Raw genomic sequence first — 357 nt, forward strand, 5'->3', positions numbered from 1 at the left:
ATCAAAGCGATGGTCGAAGAAGTCATCGCAAAAAATGAAGCGATGGTCGAAGAATATCGCGGCGGTAAAGAAAAAGCCTTTAACGGTCTGGTCGGTCAGGTCATGAAAGCCAGTCGCGGTAGTGCTAACCCACAGCAAGTGAACCAAATTCTAAAAGAGTTATTGGGTTAACATTGGCTGCTAAACGATTATACTGACTATGCTAGGCAGAATAATATTGTAGATTTTGGCTGCTATAAATAGCCCTTGCAATATACATAATTTTGCGTAAAATAGTCAGTCACCCGGGGCGTAGCGCAGTCTGGTAGCGCACTACACTGGGGGTGTAGTGGTCGCAGGTTCAAATCCTGCCGTTCC

1 protein-coding gene is annotated in these 357 nt (G+C 45.4%); it reads left to right on the forward strand.

Going from position 1 to position 357, the window contains the following annotated elements; genetic code table 11:
• Window positions 1-9 precede the first annotated feature (9 nt).
• Window positions 10-171, forward strand: a complete 162-nt coding sequence (locus SB725_RS30355) for a hypothetical protein (RefSeq protein ID WP_410923050.1) — start codon at window positions 10-12, stop codon at window positions 169-171.
• The last annotated feature ends 186 nt before the right edge of the window (window positions 172-357 follow it).

The organism is Pseudomonas sp. SIMBA_041, from assembly GCF_046535095.1.
In the GTDB taxonomy this organism is placed as follows: domain Bacteria; phylum Pseudomonadota; class Gammaproteobacteria; order Pseudomonadales; family Pseudomonadaceae; genus Aquipseudomonas; species Aquipseudomonas mucoides.

Excerpts from the sequence above, each read along its gene's own strand:
- SB725_RS30355 (WP_410923050.1), top strand. The coding sequence starts at position 10 with ATGGTCGAAGAAGTCATCGCAAAAAATGAAGCGATGGTCGAAGAATAT.